The sequence below is a fragment of the Streptomyces sp. NPDC048507 genome, from assembly GCF_043199995.1.
In the GTDB taxonomy this organism is placed as follows: domain Bacteria; phylum Actinomycetota; class Actinomycetes; order Streptomycetales; family Streptomycetaceae; genus Streptomyces.
This window is the reverse complement of the sequence record NZ_JBICWZ010000002.1, coordinates 15,145-40,123: the sequence shown is the minus strand read 5'-3', so window position 1 is coordinate 40,123 and position 24,979 is coordinate 15,145. Positions and strand designations below refer to the sequence as shown.

Annotated in this window: 19 protein-coding genes; 13 read left to right on the top strand and 6 right to left on the bottom strand. The window is 73.5% G+C overall.

Features of this window, described 5'->3' with window-relative positions; all coding sequences use genetic code 11:
- Nucleotides 1–27 precede the first annotated feature (27 nt).
- The 3 genes from ACGFXC_RS05260 to ACGFXC_RS05250 all read right to left on the bottom strand — a co-directional run bounded on the left by ACGFXC_RS05260 (nucleotide 28) and on the right by ACGFXC_RS05250 (nucleotide 3,129).
- Nucleotides 28–1,380 (bottom strand): AMP-binding protein, encoded by a 1,353-nt coding sequence (locus tag ACGFXC_RS05260; protein ID WP_393709684.1) that lies wholly within the window; start codon nucleotides 1,378–1,380, stop codon nucleotides 28–30.
- 480 nt (nucleotides 1,381–1,860) lie between these two features.
- Nucleotides 1,861–2,673 carry a hypothetical protein gene (locus ACGFXC_RS05255; RefSeq protein ID WP_393709682.1) on the bottom strand — a complete coding sequence of 271 codons (813 nt, stop codon included), beginning with the start codon at nucleotides 2,671–2,673 and terminating at the stop codon, nucleotides 1,861–1,863.
- Between the two features lie 66 nt (nucleotides 2,674–2,739).
- Complete coding sequence (locus ACGFXC_RS05250) at nucleotides 2,740–3,129, bottom strand: hypothetical protein (protein ID WP_393709681.1); 390 nt, start codon at nucleotides 3,127–3,129, stop codon at nucleotides 2,740–2,742.
- 129 nt (nucleotides 3,130–3,258) lie between these two features.
- Here ACGFXC_RS05250 and ACGFXC_RS05245 point away from each other — a divergent pair, with 129 nt between their 5' ends.
- Both ACGFXC_RS05245 and ACGFXC_RS05240 read left to right on the top strand, forming a co-directional pair.
- Nucleotides 3,259–3,894: a TetR/AcrR family transcriptional regulator gene (locus ACGFXC_RS05245; RefSeq protein WP_393709679.1), complete on the top strand. Its 636-nt coding sequence runs from the start codon at nucleotides 3,259–3,261 to the stop codon at nucleotides 3,892–3,894.
- Nucleotides 3,895–4,123: 229 nt separating this feature from the next.
- A complete protein-coding gene (locus ACGFXC_RS05240; protein ID WP_393709677.1) occupies nucleotides 4,124–5,998 on the top strand; it encodes an MFS transporter in 1,875 nt (624 codons plus the stop codon).
- A gap of 89 nt (nucleotides 5,999–6,087) precedes the next feature.
- On the opposite strand, the gene ACGFXC_RS05235 is transcribed toward ACGFXC_RS05240, so the two are convergent.
- Nucleotides 6,088–6,633: a dihydrofolate reductase family protein gene (locus ACGFXC_RS05235; protein WP_393709675.1), complete on the bottom strand. Its 546-nt coding sequence runs from the start codon at nucleotides 6,631–6,633 to the stop codon at nucleotides 6,088–6,090.
- 221 nt (nucleotides 6,634–6,854) lie between these two features.
- Between ACGFXC_RS05235 and ACGFXC_RS05230 the strand changes: the two genes are divergently transcribed.
- Nucleotides 6,855–8,348 carry an APC family permease gene (locus ACGFXC_RS05230; protein ID WP_393709673.1) on the top strand — a complete coding sequence of 498 codons (1,494 nt, stop codon included), beginning with the start codon at nucleotides 6,855–6,857 and terminating at the stop codon, nucleotides 8,346–8,348.
- Nucleotides 8,349–8,362: 14 nt separating this feature from the next.
- Nucleotides 8,363–9,994: a serine hydrolase domain-containing protein gene (locus ACGFXC_RS05225; RefSeq protein WP_393709671.1), complete on the top strand. Its 1,632-nt coding sequence runs from the start codon at nucleotides 8,363–8,365 to the stop codon at nucleotides 9,992–9,994.
- Here the strand turns inward: ACGFXC_RS05225 and ACGFXC_RS05220 are convergent.
- Entirely contained in the window at nucleotides 9,958–11,601 is a 1,644-nt protein-coding gene (locus ACGFXC_RS05220; protein ID WP_393709670.1) for a helix-turn-helix domain-containing protein, read from the bottom strand. The two genes, ACGFXC_RS05225 and ACGFXC_RS05220, sit on opposite strands and share 37 nt — an antisense overlap.
- 138 nt (nucleotides 11,602–11,739) lie before the next feature.
- On the opposite strand from ACGFXC_RS05220, the gene lysA reads away from it, so the two are divergent.
- A complete protein-coding gene (lysA, locus tag ACGFXC_RS05215; protein ID WP_393709668.1) occupies nucleotides 11,740–13,026 on the top strand; it encodes a diaminopimelate decarboxylase in 1,287 nt (428 codons plus the stop codon).
- A 143-nt stretch (nucleotides 13,027–13,169) separates the two neighbouring features.
- On the opposite strand, the gene ACGFXC_RS05210 is transcribed toward lysA, so the two are convergent.
- Nucleotides 13,170–13,580, bottom strand: a complete 411-nt coding sequence (locus tag ACGFXC_RS05210) for a hypothetical protein (RefSeq protein WP_393709666.1) — start codon at nucleotides 13,578–13,580, stop codon at nucleotides 13,170–13,172.
- A gap of 620 nt (nucleotides 13,581–14,200) precedes the next feature.
- Between ACGFXC_RS05210 and ACGFXC_RS05205 the strand changes: the two genes are divergently transcribed.
- The 8 genes from ACGFXC_RS05205 to ACGFXC_RS05170 all read left to right on the top strand — a co-directional run bounded on the left by ACGFXC_RS05205 (nucleotide 14,201) and on the right by ACGFXC_RS05170 (nucleotide 24,971).
- Nucleotides 14,201–15,634: a phenylacetate--CoA ligase family protein gene (locus ACGFXC_RS05205; RefSeq protein WP_393709664.1), complete on the top strand. Its 1,434-nt coding sequence runs from the start codon at nucleotides 14,201–14,203 to the stop codon at nucleotides 15,632–15,634.
- Nucleotides 15,635–15,817: 183 nt separating this feature from the next.
- Nucleotides 15,818–16,789, top strand: coding sequence for an ABC transporter ATP-binding protein (locus tag ACGFXC_RS05200; protein ID WP_393709662.1), 972 nt, complete (start codon nucleotides 15,818–15,820; stop codon nucleotides 16,787–16,789).
- Nucleotides 16,782–17,576, top strand: coding sequence for an ABC transporter permease (locus ACGFXC_RS05195; RefSeq protein WP_393709660.1), 795 nt, complete (start codon nucleotides 16,782–16,784; stop codon nucleotides 17,574–17,576). Before ACGFXC_RS05200 ends, ACGFXC_RS05195 begins: the two co-directional genes overlap by 8 nt.
- Nucleotides 17,563–18,354 (top strand): ABC transporter permease, encoded by a 792-nt coding sequence (locus ACGFXC_RS05190; RefSeq protein WP_393709658.1) that lies wholly within the window; start codon nucleotides 17,563–17,565, stop codon nucleotides 18,352–18,354. Before ACGFXC_RS05195 ends, ACGFXC_RS05190 begins: the two co-directional genes overlap by 14 nt.
- A gap of 66 nt (nucleotides 18,355–18,420) precedes the next feature.
- Nucleotides 18,421–20,466 (top strand): PfkB family carbohydrate kinase, encoded by a 2,046-nt coding sequence (locus ACGFXC_RS05185; protein ID WP_393709656.1) that lies wholly within the window; start codon nucleotides 18,421–18,423, stop codon nucleotides 20,464–20,466.
- Entirely contained in the window at nucleotides 20,463–21,443 is a 981-nt protein-coding gene (locus ACGFXC_RS05180) for an NAD-dependent epimerase/dehydratase family protein (protein ID WP_393709654.1), read from the top strand. The genes ACGFXC_RS05185 and ACGFXC_RS05180 overlap by 4 nt, the downstream gene beginning before the upstream one ends.
- Nucleotides 21,444–21,492: 49 nt before the next feature.
- Nucleotides 21,493–22,041 carry a D-glycero-alpha-D-manno-heptose-1,7-bisphosphate 7-phosphatase gene (locus tag ACGFXC_RS05175; RefSeq protein ID WP_393709652.1) on the top strand — a complete coding sequence of 183 codons (549 nt, stop codon included), beginning with the start codon at nucleotides 21,493–21,495 and terminating at the stop codon, nucleotides 22,039–22,041.
- A 608-nt stretch (nucleotides 22,042–22,649) separates the two neighbouring features.
- Nucleotides 22,650–24,971 carry an ATP-binding protein gene (locus ACGFXC_RS05170; protein ID WP_393709650.1) on the top strand — a complete coding sequence of 774 codons (2,322 nt, stop codon included), beginning with the start codon at nucleotides 22,650–22,652 and terminating at the stop codon, nucleotides 24,969–24,971.
- Nucleotides 24,972–24,979 lie beyond the last annotated feature (8 nt).

Here is a 24,979-nt window from a genome sequence, read left to right as displayed (position 1 = left end):
CCAGTGAACCGGTCCGCGGCGCCGGCGCTACGGGGTCGCGAGGCGGCCGGTGACGACCAGGCCCCCGTCCGGGGCGCGCCGTACCAGGTATCCGGTGCGGGCGTAGCCGTCGGGGGTGAACGCGCTCGCGTCGAGGTCGGGGGACCGGTAGTAGCCGCGTACGGTCGAGGGGCCGCGGGCGAGCAGCTCGCCCGGCTCCCCGTCGGGCACGTCCTCGCCGCCGGCGCCGACGACGCGGATCTCGTCGTCGGGGGAGAGCGGGCGGACCCGCGTGGTGACCACGTCCTCGTCCGGACCGGCGGCCGGGGTGAGCGTGATCAGGCCCGCGTCCGCGACGAGGACCCGCTGCGGGCGGCACCCCCAGGCGGAGCCGATCCGTTCCACGGTCTCCCGGTCCAGCGGCCCGTCGCCGATCTGCACGAGACGCAGGCTGCTCAGGCCGGCCCGGACCGTGGCGGAGGCGTCCAGCCAGAGCCGGGCGACATCGGGCAGCACCGATGTGACGGTGACCCGCTCCCGCTCGACGGCCGCCAGGCACCCGGCCGCGTCCGCGTCCTCGACCAGGACGACGGTGGCGCCGACGCCGAGGGCGCCGATGATGCCGGGGCAGCCGAAGACGAGGTTCGACGCGGCGGGCAGCGCGGCGAGGTAGACGTCGTCCTCCGTCAGCGACACCGACTCGGCGGCGGCCCGGGCCTGGTGGACGTAGTCGTCGTGGGTGCGCGGGACGATCACGGGCGCCCCGGCGTCGCCGTCACCGAGCAGGAAGAACGCCACCCGGCCGGAGTTCTGCGGGAGCGGCCGGTCGGGCGGGGAGTCGAGGGAGCCGAGCGGGAAGTAGTGACAGCCGGCCGGGTCGGTCGTGAAGCCGCCGTACGGGGACGCGGTGCCCGGCGCGTCCAGGGGGAACACCCGCCGCAGGAAGGGCCCTTCGGCGGCGATGTCCGCGGCCATCGCCGTGTGGTCGAAGCCCCGGTGCGTGCGCGGGCCGACGTAGCCGACGGCCTGGGTGACCCGCACGAGGGGCGACAGCCGCTCCGCGCGGTGCGAGACCGGGCAGAGCACGGGGAACATCCCGGCACGCATCAGCGCGAACACGGTGACGACGAACTCGGGCACGTTCGGCAGCTGGACGACGACCCGCTGCCCCGGCCGCAGCCCGCGCAGCCGCAAGCCCGCGGCCATGCGGTCCACCCGCCGGTTCAGCTGCGCGTACGTGATCCGCGTGGAGCCGTGCACGAGCGCGGTGCGCGGCCCGAACCGCAGGGCCCAGCCGCGCAGCAGACCATCCAGGGTGTCGCCGCGCCAGTGTCCGGCCGCCCAGTAGCGGTCGGCGAATTCCTCGGGCCAGGGCGTGCAGCCGTCGAGCATGGATGTCATCCGCTTCCTCTTGTCCGGACCCCCTCCCGACGCGACGCCGGGGCACGAGTCCGCCCTCTTGACCCCGGCCATCCCACCCGCCGTACCCCCCGCGCGCAATGCGCCGTCCCCACCACAGATGCGCCAGTCGATCATCGGAACCCCCAACGCCCCCCACTGACCAGCACATACGCATCCGCGGAGCGGGGGCGGGTCCCGGCGCTGCCCGTATCGGGTGGAACACTGCGACGGTGACCGACGAGACAACGCGCCAGCCCCCCCGGGGCGAGCTGCCGCACTGCTGCACGGGTCGGCACGGTGTACCCGAATCTGTAGGCACGGCACAGGCGCTGGCAGCCGCCCGTGCGGTCCGGCCGGAGCTGCACCTCCGCATCGCGGACTGCTGCGACGACGACTGGCTGGAGGAGCAACCAGACCCTCCACGGGCCCAGGCCGGCCGTGGTCGGAGGCCTGCGGTGCCAGGGCGTCGGTCAGTCCTGATCAAGGGGTGGTCACGAGCCAGACAACGGAGCACAGCGAAGCGGTCTGATCGAGCACCTTGAAGATCGCGACGTGCCGGCCGGGCAGCGCCGGGCAGGGGTTCCCCGTGGGAATGACCGCCGTGATCGCCATGATGAGATTGGAGTCCGACGGGATCTTCGTCCCGGTCTCGCAACCGCTCACAGTCGACAGGCGCCCCGTGTAGCGGTTGTAGTCGGACGTCGAGGCGAAGAAGCACTGACCGACTTTGAACTGCCGGTCCAAGCAGAGAACCGTCGCGGAATGGTCGTCGTTGATGTGGCTGAACGACGACTGGCCGGCGTCCGTCGGACAGCCCCCGTCGGAGTGCATCACTGCGGTGACCCTGTTGAGGGCGCTGCCTCCACGACAGTCGACCGCCACCGGCATCGTCCTGCTCCACTGCCATCCCGTGTGGTACAGGTCGAGGCAGTCACCGGTACGGATGGCGCGGAAGGCCAGATCGGCCGGGTCAGGAGCAGGCGACGGAGAGGAAGTCGACTTCGTCGGCGCCGGGCTCGGCGTCGGGGGTGGAGGCGGCGCCTGAGGCGCCGGAGGTGCCTGAGGTGCTGGCGGTGCCGGAGGCGCGGAGGGAGTCCACGACGCGGCAGCGGTCTGCGAGGACGAATACGAGGACGAGACCACACCACTCACCCACTGACTCAGCGGTTCGTAGAAGACCGCGATGACAATGGCGACGATCACGGCCACGCCGATCAGCGGGAGCGTGATGTGGAAGTGCTGGTCGCGGCCGGCTTGGTTGAGACGTCCGTGGTCGCTCGCGTTGCCGTCCATCCGCACGCTGATCGTGTTGTCCTGCCGGCGGTCCGGCATCCGGCTGGGCGGTTGGGGGCTCATCGCTCACCGCTCGGTGATGTGCTGGTCCCCGGCGGCTTGGTTGATACGGCCATGCCCGGAGGCGCGCGCGTTCATCACGACCGACGGGGACGGCCCGCCGGTCGAGGCGGGCCCCGTCAACAACTCCACCAGCTCCCGCAACGGGGTCGCTGCTCCGGCGTCGGCCGTGAGAAGCCGCCGCAGGCGGTTCTCCCACTCGTCGAGGACGGCCCGCTCGCTCCGCTCATCGTTGCGCCGGCGGCCTTCGGCCACTTCTTCCCGGGCTTCGCCGAGTTCGGCGAGCACCGTCTCCTCCCGCTCGGGGTGACGGCGCCGCCACAGTGCGCCGACCGCGCTGCGGATCTGCTCCCAGGCGCTGGTCGTCAGCCCTTGGACCATCGCCGTGGCAGCCACGCCGGCGAGTGCACTCAGTTCCGCATCCACAGTTCGTCCCCCCGCGATCACCCGGATCAGATGCCTACCACAGCCGTGGTACCACGGCTGGGGTATGGTGAGCAAGATGCCGTCGAGAAAGGCGAGTTGATGGTCAATCAGGCACGCAAAGACCTCCTGCGGGACTCGGCCATCACAGTGCTGGCCGAAGAAGGGGGGCGCGGCCTGACCCACCGTGCCGTCGACGTGGCGGCGGGGGTGCCGCAGGGCACCACGAAGAACTACTTCCCCGCCCGGGACACCCTGCTGCGCGGAGTGGCCGAGCGGTGCGTGGAGCACTACCGAGAGGCCACGGCCAAGACGATGGACGCCCGCCCGGAACCCACCGACCGGGAGGAACTGGCGGCCATGCTCCGCGGCCGGCTGCATGACGTCGCCGGCCCGGGCCGGCCCCGCATGCTCGCCTACATGCAGCTCCAGGCCGAGGCGTCCCGCAAATCCTGGCTGGCGGCGATCCTCGATCAGATCGCCGCCGCCGACTTCGCCAGCTTCGAGCCGGCTCAGCGAGCCGCTGGACTTCCCGCCACTCGGCAGCAGGCCGCCATCGTCACCCTCGCCCTGCACGGCGCGATCCTCCACCTCTTGGCCGACGGCCCGGACACCCTGGCTGCCGCAGGCCTGAACGACCTTGACCAGTTCGTCCGCAGCCTGCTGGACACCGTTCACCCGGAGGATCGGATCGCGACCCCCGAGACGGACCCCCTGCCGGCGGCCAAGAGGCAGTAGGGCAGGGCGAATACGGCGAAGCCTCCTGGGCCCCGGACCTCGCCGGACCTCGCCGGGCCCCGCCGGGATCGCGACTCCGTGGTGGGATCACCCGTATGGCCACCTCGGGCCTTCGCCCTCGCTTAGGATCTAGGCCGTCCATCCGGGGGGATCGCCACATGGCCGGGGACGTGCCGTGCCGTGCCGCGTCGGCACCCGCACTCCGAGCTGAAGGGCTGACGTCGCCACCGTGGAACACCTGACGGGGCAGGACCCCACGCACATAGGCCCGTACCGCCTGATCGCGCGCCTCGGCGAGGGTGGGATGGGCCTGGTCTATCTGGGCCGCTCCGACCTGGGGCGTACGGTCGCGGTCAAGGTCGTCCAGGCCGAGCACGCCCAGCACCCCGAGTTCCGCAGGCGGTTCGCCCGCGAAGTCGCCGCGGCCCGGCGGGTGGGCGGCACGTGGACGGCCGACGTCCTGGACGCCGACACGGAGGCCGCCGTCCCGTGGGTGGCGACGCAGTACATCCCGGGTCCCGACCTGACCGCCGTCGTGGCCCGGGACTACGGGCCGCTGCCCGAGCGGTCCGTCCGGACCCTCGCGAACCGGCTCGCCCTCGCCCTGCAGGCCGTACACGAGGCGGGCCTGATCCACCGCGACCTCAAACCGTCCAACGTCCTGGTCACCGTGGACGGCCCCCGCGTCATCGACTTCGGCATCGCGCGGGCCATGGACAGCCTCACCGGGGACAGCCTGCACACCCGCACCGGCATGCTCATCGGCTCTCCCGGATTCATGTCACCGGAACAGGTCCGCGGCCTCGAACTCACCCCGGCGTCCGACGTGTTCTGCCTGGGCGCGCTCCTCGTCTACGCCGCCACCGGCCGCCTCCTCTTCGGCGCGACGGACACCGGGTTGAACGCCCACCTCTTCCGCATCGCGGAGGAAGAGGCCGACCTGACCGGCGTGCCGGCCCCGCTCGTCGGCCTCGTCCGCGCCTGCCTGCACAAGGACCCCGCCCAACGGCCCACCCCCCAGGAGGTGGCCACCTGCACGGCGGGCGAGCCGGCCGGCGAATGGCTGCCCGGGGCGGTGCTGGCCCAGCTCGGCCGCCGGGCCGCCCAACTGCTGGACTACGCACCCGCCGCCCACCCCGCCGTCCGGGTCGACCCCCGCGTCCCGCTCGCCCCGCCGCTGCCACCGCCGCCCGCCTACGCGCCCACGGCCCCCGAGCGCCCGGCGGTCTCGCTCACCGGGCGCCGTCGGGGACTGGCGGCGGTCGCGCTGGCCCAGCTGGTCGTGCTGGCCGACGCGGCGTTCACCGGCCCCCTGACACGGGGCACGGAAAACTCCCGGCACATGGAGTTCGGCCTCGACTCCGTGCAGCTCACGTCCACCGTCTACGTGGACCCCATGCCCGCCCTCTACGCACTGGCCTTCGTCATCCTGCTGCCGTTCGGCGCCCGCATCACGGACCGCACGGGCCGCAAGAAGACACTGGTCACCGGCTTGGCGGGGTTCGCCGTGGCCGCCGCGGTCGGTGGCCTGGCGCCCACCGCCGAGGCGCTGGCCGTGGGCCGGGCCATGCAGGGCGTCTTCGCCGCGCTGGTCTCGTCGTCCGCGGCGCTCCTGGTGGCGGCACCCTCCGCCACCGACCCCCGGGAACGGCGCACGGCATTCGGGATCTACGTCGCCGTCGCGGGCAGCGGTCCGGCGCTCGGCCTGCTGGCGACGTGGTGGCTCCCCGTCGGCATGACCTGGCGCTGGTGCCTGATCGCGCTGGTCCCCCTCGCCGCGGCCGCCGCCATCGGAGCGGCGAAACTGACGGAGGACCGCCCCGGCCGCATCGGCGCCCGCTCCGACGTGCCCGGCGTGCTCCTCGGATGCGCCGGGATCGTCGCCATCAGCGGGGCCGTCCCCCATTTCACCAACCAGTTCCTCATCCTGCCGCCGGTCGCCCTGGTCCTGCTGGCGGCGTTCGTGTGGCAGCAGTCCAGGAGCGCCGGCGCACTCGCCGCGCCGGCAGGCACCCCGTCGCGGGTGCCCGTCGGCAGCTTCCTGGTGGCAGCCGTGGCCGGCCTCGGCGCCTTCGGCCTGCTCGCGGCCGGGGGTTACTACTGACGCGAGCGGACACTCGCGCACACCGTGCCCATCGCACCCGCTGACCCATGGGCACGCCGAGGACCCCGGACCGGTACCGGGCCCGACCGCTACGTACGCACGCGGAACCGCAGCATGGTGACCCCGCCCGAGCGGACGGTGCCGACCGGCTCCAGGTCCACCCGGCCGAGGCCCGGCGGTGCGAAGCGGACGCCGTCCCCGAGCAGCAACGGCAGCACGTACACCAGGATCTCGTCGACGAGGCCGCGCTGCAGGCACTGCCCGGCCAGGTCGGCGCCGAGGACCTCCAGGTTCTTGTCGCCGGCGGCGTCGCGCGCCGTGGCCACGGCCTCCTCGATGCCGCAGGTGAGGAAGGTGACGCCGGGGTCCGGTTCGTCGGGCGGGCGGTGGGTGAGGACGAACCGCGCCCCGCCGTCGTAGTCGGGGTTCTCGGGGTTCTCGTCGGACATGCGCTTGCCGACCTCGTACGTGCCCCGGCCGATGAGCATCGCGCCCGTGGCCGCCATGACCTCGGGGAACGTCGCCGAGGTCATGTGCTCGAAGACCCAGTCCATGGTGTGGCCGGGACCGGCGATGAACCCGTCGAGGGACATCACCCTGTTCACGACCACCTTTCCGGTGCTCGCATCCGTCATGCGTCTTCTCCAAGCGGTGAAGGGCCGGAATCGCATCATAGGTCGGCGGGCGACGGCACCGCCGTACGGATCGCAGCGGTCGGCCCGGTCCGCGACGCCCGTGCAGGTTGGTGACGGCGACAACCGGCGGGTCGTCGCTTTGGTGCGCGCAACCACGACGGCCCCGGTGACACCCCCGTACGTTGTGCCGACCAGGAACGAGCGGGAGAGTGGAGCCGAGGATGACCGAACTGATCCCGCCGGAGAGCGCGCGGTCGGCGCCCGGCTCCGCACGACGCACGCTCGGAGTGCTGTCCCTGGTCGGAATCTTCTTCTTCACGGTGTCCGGAGGCCCCTTCGGGCTGGAAGCCTCGCTCTCCAGCGCCGGTCCGGGCCTGACCCTGCTCATGATCGTCCTGGTGCCGCTGGTCTTCGGCGTGCCGAACGCGCTGGTCGCGGCGGAGCTGAGTGCCGCGATACCGGTCGACGGCGGCTACTACCACTGGACGAAGATCGCGCTCGGCAGGGGCGCGGCCTTCGTGTTCGGAGCCTGGAACTCGATCGGGTCGGTGTTGAACCTCGCCCTCTACCCGATCCTGCTCGTCGACTACCTGGCCGCCTGGATCCCGGCCATCGCCCGCGGCAAGGGGCTGGTGATCGTGGACCTGTTCCACGGCGGTGTCGTCGTCGACCTGCACTGGATCGTCACCGTCGCCCTCATCCTCCCGATGGCGTACCTGAACTACCGCGGCTCGAAGGCGGTGAGCGAGTACTCGGTCGGGATGATGCTGCTGATCCTCGCACCCTTCGCGGTGCTGACCGTCCTCGGCATCTGGCACGCGGTCGCCAACGGGATCAACGTCCTGACGCCCTTCATGGTGCCCGGCCAGAGCGCCCACGCGTCGGTGGCCGGCGCGCTCAGCGTGATCGTGTGGCTGTACCTCGGCTTCGACGGGCCGAGCACCGTGCTGGGCGACGTCGCCGACGCGCACCGGACCTACACCCGGGCCCTGCTCATCTCGGTTCCGCTGATCATCGCCGCGTACCTGCTGCCCACCATCGCCGCCATCGGCAGCGGGCTGCACCACGGCGCGCCCGCCGACTGGGCCCGGGGCGACTTCATCGTGGCCGGCGACGCCCTGGGCGGGATCTGGCTGAAGGTGCTGATCTCCCTGGGCTCGGCGCTCTCCCTCGTGGGGCTGTTCATGGCGATCCTGCTGACGAGCACCCGGGTCCCGCGGGCACTCGCCGCGGACGCCTACCTGCCGCGCTGGATGGCCCGGGACAGCCGGCGGTTCCACACGCCGGTGGGGGCGCTGCTGGCCAGCACCACCGTCGTCGTCGTGCTCGCCGCCGTCGACTTCAGCTCGATCCTGCAGGCCACGGTGCTGCTCACGCTGGCCTCGATCCTGCTGGAGTTCGCGGCCTTCCTGGTCCTGCGCTGGAGGTATCCGCAGATGGTCCGGCCGGTGCGGGTCCCCGGAGGCTGGCCCGGCGCGGTCCTGGTCGTCGCACTGCCCACGGCGATGATCGGGTACCTGGCGTGGAGCTCGGCGGTCGACGAGGCCGCGACGTTCGGCTTGAGCCTCGCGGTGGCGCTGCTCGCCGTGCTGCTGTACCCGCTGTGCCGGCGGTACGTGAAGGGCGACCGGCCGGACGCGGAGATCGACTCCTCCCGAGTCGAACTGGGTCCGGACCGGTTCGCCGGATTCGGTGCGCGGAAGGCGGGCGTCTGATGGAGGAGGAGCAGGTGCACGAGGTACACGAGGTACACGAAGGGCGCGAGGTAGACGAGTTGCACGAGGTGCTGTCGGAACTCGCGGAGCGGTTGCGGGCCCGGTGGCCGGTGCCGGGCCTTGCGATCAGCGTCGTCGACGGGGCCGGCGAGTCCGCGTTCGTCACCGCGGGATGCGCGAACGAGGAGTCCGGGACCCCGGTCTCCCGTCGCACGCGGTTCGAGATCGGTTCCGTCAGCAAGACCTTCACGGCCTTCCTGCTCGGCGTACTGGCGGACGAGGGGAAGGTGGACCTGGACGCGGCGGTCGCCGACCACCTGCCCTGGTTCGCCCCGAACGGCGGCTCCCGCGCGATCACCGTCCGGCACCTCCTGCGGCACACCTCCGGCCTGGTGGCCGGGGCCGACGCACTGCCCGACGCCGCCGCCCGCGGCCACGCGCTGCGCGGCGCGCGGACCTGGGCCGAACCGGGCGAGCTGTTCCACTACTCCAACGAGGGCTACAACCTGCTCGGGCTGATCGTCGAGCAGGTGACGGGGGAGCCGCTGGCCGACGCCATGGCCGGACGGCTGCTGCGGCCCCTCGGCATGGACGACTCGGCCGCCCGGATCACGTACGAGGACCTGCCCGAACTCGCCACCGGGTACCGGTTCCTGCGCCACGACCGGCCGCCGCTGCCGTCGGCCCGGCTCGCGCCGGCCGGCTTCTTCGAGTATTCGTCGGCCGACGGCAACGTCCTGGCGACCGCCTCCGACCTGGGCCGGTTCGCCCGCATGCTGCTGGGCCGGGGCACCCTGGACGGCACCAGGATCATCGGACCGGAGCGGTTCCGGCAGATCGTCACGCTGCCCGCCGACGAGGCCGGTCCCGGCTACGCGCTCGGCGTGGACGTGGAGACGGTCGAAGGGCACACCTGGCTGACGCACGCCGGCGGGATGGTCGGCTACCGCTCCTACCTCGCCTGCGACACCGACGGCGGGCACGGCGTCGCCGTACTGACCAACGCCCCCGGCGAGTGCCAGATCATCGACCGCTTCGCCCGCCACGTGCTCGCCGTCGTGCAGGGAGCCCCCGCGGACCCGGCACTGTTCGACCCGGAGCGGGTCCCCGACGCCCGGCGCTACGTGGGGATCCACGGGACGGCGCCGCGACAGATCCGCGTCGAGGCCACGGGGGAGGACCGCCTCTCGCTCACCTCCGACGGGGTGAGCGGCAGCCTGTACGACACGGGAGACGGGCGGCTGGTGTGCGACCACCCGCAATGGTCCGCCTACCACCACTCGCTCGACGGGCACTGGCTCTACGGACCGGAGTCACTGGGCCGCTCACAAGACCCCGCCCCGGGCGCGCCCACCCCTCCCCGGCACGCGCTCACCGGTCACTACCGGAGCTACACCCCCTGGTACCCCGGCTTCACCGTCGTGCAGCGGGCGGGACGGCTGCACATGATCGCCGCGACCGGCGTGGAAGCGCCCTGCGACGAACCGGAACTCGTCCCCCTCGACGACGGCACGTTCCGCATCGGAGCCGACCCCCGGCTGCCGGAGCGACTGACGGCCGGCCCCGCCCCGGACGGCGCCGTGCTCTGGGTCGATGTGGACGGCTGCCGCTACACGCGCTCGTTCCGGGAGCGGCCGGAGTCCTGAGAGGCGTCCGTGCGCAGCTCGCGCACGCGCAGCTGGAGGTGCGCGAGCAGCATGGCGTCGGCATCGGCGAAGTCCAGCCCGGAGACCTCGCGGATCCGGCGCAGCCGGTATCGCATGGTGTTGGGGTGGATGTGCAGGGCCTGCGCCGCGGTGTCGGTGGCGCCCGCGGCGGCGAGATAGGCGGCCAGGGTCGCCGCCAGCGGACCGTCCGGGCCCTCCTCCAGACGCAGCCGGTGCAGCGCGCCGCCGGCGTCCGGCAGGCCGAGCGACTCGGTCGCGTCGGCGAGGTGCAGCAGCAGCACGGCCAGCGCCATGTCTTCCACGGTGCGTACGGCCGGCCCGTGGACGGCCGGGTGCCGCAACGCCCGCAGCGCGGCGTCCGCCTGCGCCCGTACGCCGGCGATCCGGCCCAACGAGGCGGCCGGGCCGCCGACGGCGACCACGTAGCCGCCGGCCGGCGGGGTCCGCGCGAGGAAGTCGCGGGCCAGGGCGACGGCCGACTCCACGGCCGTGGCGTGTTCCGGGGGCCAGGCGGCCAGTACGTACACCACTCCGGTGCCCGTCACCACGGCCGAGCGGGGGTGCACGGCCGCCAGGAAGTACTCCAGCGTGTCCGCGAACCGGCGCAGCCCGGCGGCGTCCAGCGCGTCGGAGTCCGTGCTCCCGGCCGGCCGCGGGGCCGCGGCCAGGACGCAGACGGGGCCGGAGCCCAGCTGCAGCCGGCTCGCCTCCACCGGGTCGGCCGCCCCGCCGAGCACCGCGGCGGCCAGCTCGCCGCGCTGGCGGCGGGCGTAGCTGGTCTCCGTGCGCAGCCCGACCAGCTGCAGCGCGACCACGGGCGCGAACTCGCGCAGCCGGGCCGTCGCCGCCTCGTCGAGCGGCCCGGTGACGGCGGCCCAGACGTAGCCGAGGACCTCCGAACCGGCCCGGACCGCGATGGCCACCCGTGCGAGCTGGTCCGCCCCGGTCGCCGCCATGTACACCGGTTCGCTGCTGGCATGGAGCCGCTCGAACTCCTGGCGGGCGCGCTGCTCGGCGAGCGTCCGCCGGTGCACGGCCCGCCCCAGGATGGTCTCGATCCGCTCGGAGTCGGTCCGGTCCTGGCCCTCCGACCAGGCGACCAGCGCGGAGTAGCGGTCCTCGATGGTGACCGGGGCGCCGACGGCCTCGTAGACCGCGTTCGCCAGGGCGAACAGCTCAGCGCCGCTGCCGGCCGGGCGCACGCGCGTCCGGGCGTACTCGAGCAGCTGCTCACGGATGGTCGTCGCCACGTGCATCCAGGAGGCGTCCCGGTTGACCTCGATGATCGCCGGCCCGTCGTCGGCCGGCACCGACACCGGCACCGGGGCCTTCACCGCCAGCACCCGCGCCCCGGCCGACCGCATGGCCGCGGTCAGCTCGCGCAGCTCGGCCTCCGTGGTCACGCCGACCCCCAGCACCACGCACCCGGGCCCGAGCTGGGCCGGCGCACCCGGGGCGTGGATGGCGATGTCGGTGAGCGGCCCGCCGTCGTCGGCCCCCTCCTGCACCAGGCGCAGCAGTGCCGGGCCGATGTTGTCCACGAGCTGGCGGACGGGCAGCTGCCGCCGGGCGCTGGACTCCCGCATGGTGTACCTCCGGCTCGATGGATTGTTGCAGGCGTCAAGTCTGGGGGGCCTGCATTGACGATGTCAACGATGATCCGGAGGGGCCGGAGCGGGAGCATGGCACAGGAGCGGGACGCATCGGTGCTACGAGGAGCGCGCATGACCACGACGAAGACGCAGGCCGGCCGGGAACTACTGGAGCTGTTCCCGCCCGGGACCACCCTGGACGGGAGCGGGGGACTGGTGATCGGGGGCGTGCCGGCGACCCGGCTCGCGGAGACCTACGGCACCCCGGCGCTGATCCTCGACGAGACGTCGGTCCGCGCCCGCGCCCGCCGGTACGCCGACGGCCTGGCCGCCCGCTGGCCGAACTCCCGCGTCACGTTCGCCTCCAAGGCGTTCCCCTGCACCGCCGTCATCCGGCTGCTCGCGGAGGAGGGCCTCGGCATCGACGTCGCCGGCGGCGGCGAGCTGACCGTCGCCCTCGCCGCGGGAGCGGACCCCGCGGGCCTGGTCGTCCACGGCAACGCGAAGACCGAGGAGGAACTGCGCCTGGCCGTCGAGGCCGGCGCCGGAACGGTCGTCGTCGACAACTTCGACGACATCGACCGGCTGGAGAAGATCCTCGCCGGCACCTCGACGGAGCAGGGAGTGCTGGTCCGGGTCACCCCCGGCATCCGGCCCGACACCCACGAGGCCGTGTCCACCGGCCAGAACGGCTCGAAGTTCGGTCTGCCCCTGCCCCAGGCCCGGGAGGCCATCGCGCGGCTGCGCGGCAGTGACCGGCTGCGGCTGGACGGCGTCCACGTGCACGTCGGATCACAGATCCTGGACCTCGCCCCCTTCGCGCAGGCCGTCGAAGCCGTCGCCGAACTCGGCGAGTTCGCCGTCTACGACCTGGGCGGCGGCCTCGGCTCCCGCTACACCTACGCCGACCGGCCGCCCACGGTGGAGGCCTACCTCGACGCCCTCACCGACGCCGCCCGACGCCTCCTGCCCGCCGACGCCCGCATCCTCATCGAGCCGGGCCGCTCGATGGTCGCCGAATCCGGCCTCTCGCTGTACCGGGTCGTCTCCGTCAAACGCGCCGGCGGCCACACCTTCGTCGCCGTCGACGGCGGCATGGGCGACAACCTCGAAGTCTCCCTGTACCAGCAGCGCTTCGAGGCCGCCGTGGCCGACCGCCCGACCGGCGGGGGAGAGGTGTGCCGCCTGGTGGGCCGGCACTGCGAGTCCGGCGACACCCTCAGTGCCGGCGTCCGGCTGGCGGCCCCCCGCGTCGGGGACCTGATCGCCGTGCCGGCCACCGGCGCCTACACCTATGCGCTGAGCAACAACTACAACGGCGCCCGCCGCCCGCCGGTGGTCCTCGTCCGCGACGGCGCCCACCGCGCCGTGGTGCGCCGCGAAACCTACGCCGACCTGACCCGCCGCGACCTCCCCTAGCCCGGCACCCGGCCGCACCGGCTCGCGCACCCCTGGGAGGAAGGTGCGCGCGGCTCGGCTGCGCCGGGTCGAGCCGGTCGCGGCAGGCCCGGGCGGGCAAGGCATCGGCCTTCCCGCGCGGACCTGGGCCCCGTACGCAGCAACTACGGTGCAGCCACCTTCTTCAACACCAGATTCGGCGGTCCGTCCGGGTCGGCGCGGAAGTACACCTCACCCCCGCCCTCCGCATAGAGCTGAACTCCGCCGATCAGGCCGAGGCCATCCCCATCCACCAACAAGTAGACGAAGTCGTCCGCCCACTCCCCCTTCACGAACTCCCACCGGCCGCCGAAGTCAGCGGCACTGGAGGTGTACCCGGTCGAGACCCCGGTCGCGGAGAACGTCCCATCGGGCCGGAGCACAATCTCGCCGCCCACCTTCTGGTTCCGATACACCCCAGGCAGCTCGGCGGGATCAACAGAACGCAAACACCCCGAGCTGAACACGGCACAGACCACCAACACGATGGCCAGAGACCATCCACGCCTCACACCAGCCCCAGCACGCATGCTCACAGACCTCTCCCCCCGACATCCGACACGTGGGCCCTTCAGCCCGCACAGCATCATTTGAACATGCTCAAAAAACACGCCACACCCCGACCCCCTCAACTCGCACCACGGAGAGGAGCAGCCCCCACGCGCCCCCACCGGCCTGGACGTCTCCGCAGTGGCGCGCGTCTCCGAACGGCTCGGCCAGATCGACATGCCCGTCCTCCTCGCCGCCCTCCCGGCCGACGAGCGTGACGCCGGGTCCGCGATCGGCCTGACGGGCGGCCCCGTCACCCGCGCCCCACGAGGCGTCCCCGCCACGCCCACCAGGGGACTTGCGTGGCTTTCGAGCCCGGGTTCGACCCGCTTTCGGACCGTCAGCGGTCGCCCGGCTCCCGCCGCTCGTGCCGCGGGTTCGGGAGCGCTCATGCCCGCACCCGTTCGTGCGGATGACCGCCCTCGACGCGCCGGCGGCCCGCGCCTCCGGAGATGAGGACCGGCAGAAGTAGCGCGGGCTCTCTTTTGCCGGTCGAACTTCCTGGTCGACCGCCGTGGCTCAAGGGTTGACTTCCGACTTGTCCACGCGGGGCCCACGTACCAAGTCGTTCTCCCGGGCGGTCATGACGAAAGCGGAGGACCGGAGCATGCGGCAGCAGTTCGAACCCCGGGGGCAGCGTGAAGACGAGCGGCACTGGCAGTCACAGATGATCCACGAGGGCCTGCTCTTCCCGCAGGTCCACCAGGAATTCGAACGCTACGACGGCAGGCCCGCCGACTCCGCGTCCCTCCTGCAACTGCAGGGCAGGCGCCTGGACGAGCTACTGCGGCATGCCGCCCGCGCCGTCCCCGCCTACCGCAGGACCGTCCCCGCCACCGTGGACGCGCCGGACCCCTGGGTCCGGCTCGCCGGGTTCCCGCTGACCACCAAGGGGCAGTGGGTCGAGAACCTGGCCGATCACTGCGACGACGACATCGACCCCGCCCGGTGCAGGGTCCTGGAGACCTCTGGCACGAGCGGCATCCCGCTCCGCATGATCCGCGACAACAACGCGTTCATCCACGAATGGGCCACCGCACTCGTCCGCCACCGGCGGCAGGGAATGGTCTACGGGCGCAAGGTGCTCATGCCGTGCCTGACCCGCTTGGACCACTGGTTCGAGTACCTGTCGCCCGCAACGGGGTTCACCCGCGTCGCGCAGTTCGGCCGCACCGGATCGTCGGCCGGCGACGGTGCCGCATTCGCCGTCCGCGCCGCCGAGTTCGCCCCGGACGTACTGGCCGGTTCGCCCCGGAACCTGGTCGACTTCATGGACCTCGCGCAGGAGCACGGCCGCCGGCTGCCGTCCGTGCGCGCCGTCGTCACCTGTGGCGAACTGCTCGCCCGCCCGGTCCGCGACGCGCTGACCGACTTCTTCGGCGTCCCGGTGCGCGACATGTACGCCATGAAGGAAGTGGGCACCATCGCCGTCCAGTGCGACGAGGGCGCCTACCACATCGAGTCGGAACGACTGTGGGTCGAGATCGTGGACGACGACGGCGCACCGCTGCCGGACGGGTCCGCGGGTGAGATCGTCATCACCGACCTCACCAACCGGGCGATGCCCGTGATCCGCTACCGCACCGGCGATTTCGGCTCGCTGGCGTCCTGCGCCTGCCCCTGCGGTCTCCCGCACAAGGCGATGGACCTCGTCGAGGGCCGCAACCCGGGGGAGATCCGGCGGCCCGACGGAACGGCCCTGCCCGTCCTCTGGGCAGCACGGGCGGCCCGCCGCCACCCGGTACGGCGCTATCAGATCGTGCAACAGGCGGACTTCTCCGTCTGCGTCCTCGTCCTGCCGGCCCCCGCCTTCGGCCCGGCGGAGGAAGCCGCGCTGGCACAGGACCTCAACGACCTCCTCGGCGCCGGTACCGAGTGCAGCGTGCGGATCGTCGACGACGGGGGATTCCACCGCAGCGGGCTGCGCAAGGACGTGGACTTCATCAGTTTTCTCCCCGGTGCCGCTGCGGCCGCAGGGACGGCCACGGGCCGGCAGGCCCCGTTGCGCCGGGGGAGCCCCTCCCGCACGGAAAGGGGGTGACCCCCATGACCAAGGAAGAGCGCATGGCGCAGATCGAGCAGTTCCTGCGCGCCGACGGCGTGATGTAGGACGGCGTCCGTCGCCCGCACAGGGCGGCTCCCGGGGCCGGCACGCACCCCGCCGGCCCCGGGAGCCGGGACGCGCACCCATCGACCGAGCCCCTTTACGGGCGAGGTGAAAGGAATGAGGACCCAGGTGAAACGCTGCGGGCAGGAGGGCGATGTCCTGCACCTCCGGAACCTCTCCAGGACGTTTCCCGGGACCACCCCCACGGAAGCGCTCAGCGCAATCAGCTTCACCGTGCGGGCCGGAGAGATCGTCGGACTGCTCGGAGCGAACGGAGCGGGCAAGACCACGCTCCTGAAGATCCTCTCGACGCTGCTCCTGCCGTCGGGCGGCGAGGCGGTCGTCTGCGGCTTCGACGTGGCGGCGCACGGAAGCCGCGCACGACGGCACCTCGGGGTGATCTTCGGCGGAGACCGCGGCCTGTATCCCCGCTTGTCGGCCCTGGACAACATCATGTTCTTCGGCGGACTGTCCGGCCCGCGCCGCCACTTGCGCGCTCGCGCACTGAAGGCCCTGGACGACGTGGGTCTCGCGCAACGCGCCGACAGCCCCGTGGAGACCTTCTCCAAGGGGATGCGGCAACGCCTCCATCTGGCGATCGGGCTCCTCCACCAGCCGTGCCTGCTCATGCTGGACGAGCCGACGGTGGGACTCGACCTCGGGGAAGCCGAACGCGTCCGCGAGATGGTCGCCGGACTGGCCGGCACAGGAACCGCCGTCCTCCTCACCAGCCACTACCCCGTCGACATCGAACGGCTGGCGAGCCGGGTCATCCTGCTCGGATCCGGCCGCGTGACCCACGACCTCCCCATCGACCGGTTCCGGCGGCAGGCCGGTTTCACCGCCGAAGTACGGCTCGCCGGCCCGGGCGCCGCCCCCGCGGGCATCGCGCCGGTCCTGCAGGACCCGTCCCTGCGGACACAGGAGGACGAACACGGCTGGACGACCACCTTCCAGGTCGGATCCTGGGACGCGGACGTGTTCACGCGCCTGGCCCGGGTCGTGCGGGACCACCCCGTCGCGGACATCGACGTCTCCTCACCCGGCATCGAGGCAGTGCTGCGCAGACTGGCCCGCGGCCATGAGTGAGCGGCTCCTCGTCGCGAAGTGCGAAGCGTGGGCGCTGTGGCGGGCGGCCGTGCTGCAAGCCCGGGAGACGGCCCAGGTCAAGACGGCGCTGGTCGTCTCCGTCATCCAGCCCGTCGTCCTCCTCGTGCTGGTGTCCGAAGGGGGCCTGCGCGCAGACCCCCGGCGGACCACCGAGACCGTGTTCGGCTGCATGATGATCGCACTGTGGTCGGCCACCCTCTGGGGCGCGGGGACACTGCTCCGCCGGGAAATGGCCCAGGGGACCTTCGCCGCCCTCCTGGTGCGCCCGACGTCACTGCTGTCCGTGCTGCTGGGCAAGACGCTCGGCATCGCAGCGCTCGGACTGGTCCGGACGGCCGTGGCGACGGCGGCCGCCGTCCCCCTGCTCGGGCTGCGCCCCGCGCTGCCCGGCGCTTCGACGACCGCGATCGTCATCGCGTCCGCCGTACTGTCCGCGGCGGCCATGGGTCTCCTGCTCGGCTGCGTGGTCTTCCTCTCCCGCGCGAACCTGCGCATCATCGAGGCCCTCGGCTACCCGGTGTTCGTCCTCGGCGGCCTCGTCGTCCCACCGGAGATGCTCCCGTCCGTGCTGCGCTGGCCGGCCCAGGCCGTCAGTCTGCGTCACCTGTCGGACCTGGTCCGCGACACGGCACACGGGCAGGCCCCTCATCCCGCCCATCTCGTGGCGGTCCTGCTGTTGACCACGCTGTACCTGACCGGCGGGGTGTGGGCGCTGTCCGTCGTGCTCCGACGCGGCCGAGTGAGGGGGAGCCTTGAACTCGTATGACGCAGTGCGCCCGTCGCTCGCCACGGCCCTGAGGATCGGCGCCCTCTCATGGAAGGAGTACCGCGTCGTCTCGGTCGGCGCAGCCGCGCTGAGCAGCATCCTGATCCGCGCCGTGTTCCAGGTCGGATTCTTCACGCTCCTCGGGCAACTCGCCGCCGGCGACGGTGGCAAGGAGCACGCGTTCATCGGCGCCGTCGCATTTTCCCCGGTCATCGCCGTCGTCAGCCGCGCAACCGCGGTCGTGACCGGCGAAACCGCCCAGGGCACCATGTACCGGCTGCGCCTGGGCCGGGTACCGCTGCTGGCCGTGATGCTGCTGCGCTCCTGGGTGTACCTCGCCGAAGGCCTCGTCACGGCCTGCCTCGCCCTTCTCCTGCTGGGCCCGGTGGTCCTCGGATACCGGCAGACCCTCGACGTCGCCGCGGCGTTCCCCGTCCTCGTCCCCACCACAGTCGGCTGCCTCTGCCTGGGGATGTTCTGCTGCAGTGTCGTGCTGACCGGCCTGGACGAGGGGCTGACGGTGAATCTCGCCGGCTACCTCACCCTCCTGTGCAGCGGCGCCGTCGTACCCGTGGACACGGAGGTTCTCCGCCTCGCGGGCGCTGTGCTGCCTGTCGGGGCCGGTCTGCGGGTCCTCCGTTCGGCCCCCGGCGGCGAGGTGCACGCGGCGGTCCTCCACGAAGCGGGCGTGGCCTTCCTGTGGCTGCTGGCCGCCGGACTGCTCCTGCGGTTCCACACCCGGCGCCTTCGCACCGGCAGGACGCCGGAACCGGTGTGACCGCGGTGTGACCGCCGGCACCGCCCGACCGACCGTATCCCCCTCGCACCTTCTGGATGGCTTGCCATGACCGCACCGGGCCGACAACACCTCCACGCCCTCACCCAGGCGCTCGACCACCTCGACACCGACCGCTTGGAGGGGTGGGGCCGGACGCTCGCGACCGTACTGCCCGCCGGCGGGCGGCTGCTGGTGGCGGGCAACGGCGGCTCGGCGGCGGAGGCACAGCACCTGACCTCCGAGCTCGTGGGCCGGTTCCGCGCCGACCGGGCCCCCCTGTCCGCCATCGCCTTGCACACCGACTCCTCCTCCGTGACCGCCATCGCCAACGACTACGGGCCCCAGGAGGTCTTCGCCCGGCAGGTCCATGCCCACGGCCGGCCCGGTGACGTCCTGCTCCTGCTCTCCAGCTCCGGCACCAGCCCCAACATCCTGGCCGCGGCCGAGGCCGGCCGGAAGGTCGGCATGACGGTGTGGGCGCTGACCGGGCAGGGACCGAACCCGCTCGCCGACGCGAGCGACCAGTCCGTGTGCGTGACCGCTGCCGAAGTCGCCACCGTCCAGGAATGCCACCTGGTCGCCGTTCACCTGCTGTGCGCGGCAGTCGACTCCCGGCTGGTCCCGCCCGCCCCGCCCGCCCAGCCCGCCGCCCCGCCCGCATCGGCCGTCCTCCCCGCCCCGCCCGTTCCGTCCGTCGCACCCGGCCCGGCCCTGGAACCCGCCCACGCACGCAGGCTGGTCGTGGTGGGCGACGTCGTCCTGGACCGCGACATCACCGGCACCGCCGACCGGCTGAGCCCGGAAGCCCCGGTCCCCGTCCTGGTCGGTGCCCGGACCGCCGAGCGGCCCGGCGGCGCCGGCCTGGCCGCAGTCCTTGCCGCCCGCACGGCGGGCTGGAAGGTCACCCTGGTCAGCGGCCTCGGGCAGGATGCCGACGGCGCCCGGGTCCGCACCCTCCTCACGTCGGCCGGCGTCGAAGTCATCGACCTCTCGACGGGCGGCTCCACACCGGTCAAGACCCGCGTCCGGGCGGCCGAACGCACCCTGGTCCGATTCGACACCGACGCCGGCCAACTGCCCCTGGGCCCCCTGCCCAGCGCGGTCCGGACCCGTCTGGCCGAGGCCGCGGCCGTACTCGTCTGCGACTACGGGCGCGGCACCACTCACCACCACGGACTCCGCGAGGCCCTCACCGAAGCCGCCAACGGCCGGCCGCTGGTCTGGGACCCGCACCCCCAGGGGGCCGCCCCCGTCCCGGGAACCGCCCTGGCCGTCCCGAACGCGGACGAGGCCTTCCTGCTCAGCGGCGGCGCCGGAAGCCGTGACCTCGCCGGGGACGCCGCCCGGGCCGCCCGGCTGCTCGACACCTGGCCCGTCAAGCAGGTCGCGGTCACCCGCGGCCGCGACGGCGCCGTGCTGATGGCCGACTCACAGGGCCACCCGCTGGTCGTCCCGACCCGGCCCGCCGCTGGGGACACGTGCGGGGCCGGCGACCGACTGGCGGTCACCGCCGCCGTGGCACTCGGCAGCGGACGCCTGCCCTCCCAGGCCCTCGACCACGCCGTCGACGCGGCCACGCGCTACGTCGAAGCGGGCGGCCCGGCAACGCAGCCCGGGCCCGCACCCACCGACCCGCCGCCCCCCGACCGCTCCGACCCGCTGGAACTGGCGGCCCGCGTGCGCGCTGCCGGAGGCAAGGTGGTCGGCGCAGGAGGCTGCTTCGACCTCCTGCACGCCGGGCACCTCTCGGTCCTGGCCCGGGCCCGCCGCCTCGGCGACGCCCTGATCGTCTGCATCAACAGCGACGACTCGGTACGCCGGCTCAAGGGCGCGGGCCGGCCGGTCACCGACGAACGAGAACGCGCCCTGCTGCTGGACAGCCTGGACTGCGTCGACGGTGTGCTCGTCTTCGACGAATCCACCCCCGAGCGGGTCCTGGCCGAACTGCGCCCCGATGTCTGGGTCAAGGGCGGCGACTACGCGGGCCGGCGCCTGCCCGAAGCCGACCTCGTGGAGAGCTGGGGCGGCGAGGTCGTCACCGTCCCCTACCTGGACGGCCACTCCACCACCACCCGCCTTGCCCGCCTCGGCAGACAGCGAGGTACCCGATGACCGCCACCCCCCACGTCCTGGTCACCGGCGCGGCGGGGTTCATAGGCCGGCACACCGTCGCGGCCCTCCACCACGCCGGCCACCGCGTCACCGCCGTCGACGTGCGCCCGAACCCGGGACACCTCGCCGACGCGGCCCGATGGCTGCGCGCCGACTTCACCACTGCGGCCCTCCTCGCGCAGATATCCTCCGGGCACTACACCGCGGTCGTGCACCAGGCCGGCATCAGCGACACCCGGGCCCCTGCCGGACCCGAACTCGACGAGGTCAACACCAGCGGTCCGCTCCGGCTGGCCGACGCCTGTCGCGCCGGTGGCACCCGCCTGATCTACGCCTCCTCGCACGCCGTGTACGGCACCCTCCACCACCGGGAGCCCATCGCCGAGGGCGCCGACTCCGACCCCCGCCGCTGTTCGGGGCCCCTCAACCCGTACGCCCGGTCCAAGCTCGTCCTCGACCAGCAGATGAGGGCCCGCCACGCCACCGGCCTCGACTGGATCGGGCTCCGCTACACCAACGTCTTCGGCCCCGACGAGACCGACAAGGGACCCATGGCATCCATCCTCACCCAACTCCTGCGCCAAGCCGCCGGCACGGGGACGATCCGGCTCTTCGACGACTCCCTCACCGCCGCCCGGGACTACATCCCGGTCGAAGAGGTCTCCGCCACCCTCGTCCAACTCGCCGCCACCGTGCCCCGGCTGCCGGGCGCCGTCCACAACCTGGGCGCCGGCCGCGCCGTCTCGTTCGCCGAGGTCACACAGTGGTGCTCCCGGCTCCACCGGGAGGCCACCGGCCGGCCCCTCCGGATCGAGCTCGCACCCAACCCGGTCGCCGCCGCCTACCAGTACTTCACCTGCGCCGACATGACGGCACTCGGCACCCTCCTGCCCCACCGCTCGACCACCTCCACCGATTCCGTCAAGGCCCGCGCCGCCGAGCTCTTCAGGACCTTCCGTGACCGTCCGACAGGCTGAGCCGACGCCCCGCGCACCGCGGGCACACCCCGCCGGCCTCCGTCCGGCAGTGTTCCTCGACCGCGACGGCACCCTCACCCAGCCGCGCCACTACCCCTCACACCCCGACCAACTCGTCCTCCAGCCGGGCATCTGCACCCCTCTGCGCGCCCTTCAGGAGCGGGGCTTCGCCCTCGTCGTCGTCACCAACCAGAGCGGCCTGGCCCGCGGGCTGTTCGACCTTGCCGCCCTGGACACCATGCACCGCCGGCTCCGGTACCTCCTCCACCGGCAAGGGGTCCGACTCGACGGCATCTACGCCTGTCCGCACCACCCCCGAGCAGTCGTGAGGCAGTACCGCCGGATCTGCCCCTGCCGAAAACCGTCCCCCGGAATGCTGCACAGCGCCGCTCACGACCTCGGTCTCGACGTCACGCGGTCATGGATGATCGGCGACTCCGCCTGCGACATCGTCGCCGGGCGACGGGCCGGCACCCGCACCGTCCTCGTCGGCCACGGCTCGACCGGAAACGCGCAGCACCCCGTGACGACGGCCCGCGCCCTCCGCCACGTGCTGCACGCCGTTCCGGACACGCCGGCAACCGGACCCGCGCGCTGAGGCCCCCTGGCCCTCGTCGGCGAAGGCCTGCTCGGCGGCCCCGGTCGCCCGGGCCCATGGCTGCGTGGGAGCGGGCCCCGAGCGAGCACAGCAGGGCGCGCAGCCGGCCCGGGCGGAGTGTGCGGGTGCCGTACGGGGCGGCCCGGACGAGGTCGAGGGTTGCTCTCCCTCCGTCGCTCGCCGGCCCGCGAGCACGGCTTGGGTCACCGGCGCCCGCGCGACACCCGCCGCGGCGAGGTGGGCCGCTGTGACCGGGAGTTGCGCCCGCCCGCGCTCCGCGGTCGGCGAGCCGCGCGAACTCGGCTGGCCCACAGGCCGTTCGGCTCCTGCGGAGCCGCTCCGCCCGGAGCTCTGCCCGTCGTCGTCGAACCTGCGACGGGACCCCTTCCTGGTCCCGCCGCAGGGGCGGGCAGCCCGTCCGCGTCCGGCACCGAAGCGCCCCCCGGCGCACCCGGGCCTGAGGCCGGAGGCGGACGCGCTGCCCGCCCCCAGTCGACCACGGCCCCACCGGCAGCCCCAGGCGGTTCCACCGGCAGGAATACCGTCGGCCATACTTCTGCCGGGGGCCCGCACACGGGCAGGGGCTCGCCGATCGGGGGGCGTCGACCATGGGCAGCGGTACGCGGGCCGAGGGGGAGTTCGGAAGCCGGCTGCGCGCCCTGCGCACCCGGGCCGCCCTCAGCCAGGACGAGCTGTCCCACGCCTCCGGAGTGAGCGTGCGCGCACTGGCCGACCTGGAACGCGGACGCAGCCGGGGTCCACAGCGCCGCACCGTGGAGGCCCTCGCACGGGCGCTGGGCCTGGACCCGGACCAGACGGGCCAGTTGGAGGCCGCCGCCCGCGCGGGCCGCCCCCGCCCCCGCGCGGACGCCGTGCCCGCCGCCCACCACCCCCTGGCCCTGCCCCGCGACATCGGGGACTTCACCGCCCGCGGCCCGGCCCTGGACCATCTCGCCGCACTCGTGGAACGCGCCGGATCGGCCCCCGACCCGGCCTGCGCGCCGGTCGTCGTCATCCCGGGCCAGCCCGGTCTCGGCAAGACCTCCTTCGCCGTGCACGCCGCGCACCGGCTCGCGGCCCGCTTCCCCGACGGACAGTTCTCCCTCGACCTGCACGGCACGGACCCGGAGCCGACCGACCCCGGCGAGGCGCTCGGCCGACTGCTGCGCGCCCTCGGCCTGCCCGCCCGGAGCCTGCCGGCCGCCGCGCGGGACCGCTCGGGGCTGCTGCGCTCGGTCCTGCGCGAGCGCCGCGCGCTGCTCCTGCTGGACAACGCCGCCGACGAGGCCCAGGTCCGGCCCCTGCTCCCGGGCCCCGGACGCTCCCTCACCCTCGTCACCAGCCGCCGGGCACTGACCGGCCTCGAATCCGTCGACCGGATCGAACTGGCCCTGCTGCGCCGGGAGGAAGCCGTCGAACTCCTGACCCGCATCGTCGGGCCCGAACGGGTCCGGGAGGAGGCCCAGGCCGCCCGGGACCTCGCCGACCTGTGCGGGCACCTGCCGCTGGCCGTGCGCATCGCCGGTCAGCGGCTCGCCGGCCGGCCCCGCGAGCGCCTCGCCCGCCTGGTGGCCCGACTTGGCGACGAGGGACGGCGCTTGGACGCCCTGGAGGCGGGCGGACTGCGCGTCAGGGCCGCCTTCTCGCTGTCCTACGGGCAGCTCGAACCGGACGCACGGACCCTGCTGCGGCGTGCCTCCCTGGCCGCCGGGCCCGACTTCTCCGCCGAGACCGCCGCACTGCTCGCCGGCCTGGAGCCCGCCCGGGCGGCCCGGATCGCGGAGGACCTGGTCGACGCCGGGCTCCTGATCCCGGACGCGGAGTACGAGCGCTACCGCTTCCACGACCTGCTGCGGCTCTTCGCCGCCGAGCGGACGGCCGACGAGGACTCCCCGCAGGAGCGCGCGGCGGCCGAGGACCGGACGGCCCTGTGGATGCTGCGCCGGGCCACGGCCGCCGCCCTCCGCTTCGACGTGGACCACCACCGGGACAACCCCACCGGCGACCCCGACCCCGCCCGGGCACCCGCAGGCCGCGAGGAGGCCCGCCGCTGGTTGGAGGCCGAACGAGCCCAGTGGCTGGCCGGGCTGCGCAGCGCCCAGGCGGCCGGGCACCACCGCACGGTCGTCGACGCCGCGGAGGCCATGCACTGGTTCTCCGACCTGAACCAGCACTGGGAAGTGTGGGTGGAGGTGTTCCGCAGGGCCGTGGAGTCGGCGCGCGCCCTCGGCAGCCGGCGGGAGGAGGCCGTCCACCTCAACTACCTGGCCTGGTCCTACAACCTCTGCGTCCACGATCCCCGCGCGGCGCTCGCCGCCGCCGACGCCGCCCTCCTCGTGGCGCGCGACGTCGGCGACCTCCTCCAGACCGGCTGGGCGCTGGGCTACGGCGCGGGGGCCCTGCACCGGATCGGCCGGGTGCAGGAATCCATCGACCGGCTGCACGAGGCGGCCCTCTGCCTGCGTGCCCAGGACTCTCCGCAGGCCCGCCTCGGCGAACTGACCGTCCTCAACACCCTCGGCACCCACCTGCGCCAGGCGGGCCGGGCCGAAGAGGCCCTGGACATGCACCGGCGCTGCGAGGCGATCTGTGACGCCGGGATGCCGGGGCAGCAGCCGGAGCTGATCGCGGTGTACGGGGCCGCGGCGCGCCAGCAGACCGGCAACGACCTGGCCGCCCTGGGCCGCTGGGGCGAGGCCGAGGCACCGCTGCGCCGGGCGCTTGCGCACTTCGAGGCCGTACGGATGCCCGCCTGGAGCGAGCCGGCCCGCCTGGACCTCGGGGTGGTGCTGCGCCGGCTGGCCCGCTGGGACGAGGCCGGCCAGACCCTCCGGGCCGCCCGCGACGGCCTCGGCCGACTGAACAGCCCCCGGGCCCTGGAGGCCGCCGAGGAGCTGCGCGAGCTCGACCGCCTCACGACCGGCGGCTGAGGGTCCGG